We start from the raw sequence: 603 nt of genomic DNA on the forward strand, positions 1-603 counted from the left end.
GCCGCGGTGAAGGCCAGCTCACAGACCGTCCACCCGCGCGCGGTCAACACAGCGCCCAGTGCCTCGACGAACATTTGATGATCGTCGCAGAGCACCACCCTCACGACATACCCTGCTGGGTATGTGCCGCGGGCAACAGGAGCCGCAGGCGGGCGCCGCCCAGTGGGCTCGAGTCGATTTCCACCCGCCCGTCGAATCTTTCGACCGTCTCCTGGACAATTTTCAGTCCCAAACCAGCGGAATTCGCTGGTTTACCGGCGAATCCGGCTCCGTCATCGTCGACTTCGACCGCCATCCATCCGTCATCCGCCATCGGCGTAGCCGTCAGCTCGACTCGGCCTGACGATCCGGCGGCCTGAGCGGCGTTGGCGACAAGATTGTCGACAACCCGCCGTAGCATGACCGGATCAGCCACCACCGGGGCGAGCGGGGCGGCAGTCCCCGGCCGGTGCCGGACCTGTGCCGGGACCGCTCGGTCCCAGTAGGCCCCTGCTTCCGCGAGCAGCTCGGAAAGGTCAACCAGCCGGACGCAGACGCCACCAGCGGCGCTGTCCACCAGCACCGCGAGCCGGTCCGCCTCCAGCAGCACCCGATCCAGCCAGC

Annotated in this window: 1 protein-coding gene; it reads right to left on the reverse strand. The window is 67.5% G+C overall.

Annotation, left to right across the window (positions count from 1 at the left end; genetic code table 11):
- Positions 1 to 100 precede the first annotated feature (100 nt).
- A partial coding sequence (locus tag MJ785_RS15925; RefSeq protein WP_239381547.1) for a sensor histidine kinase KdpD occupies positions 101 to 603 on the reverse strand: 503 nt, incomplete at its 5' end.

The sequence above is a fragment of the Protofrankia sp. CiT1 genome (genome assembly GCF_917627335.1).
Taxonomy (GTDB): domain Bacteria; phylum Actinomycetota; class Actinomycetes; order Frankiales; family Frankiaceae; genus Protofrankia.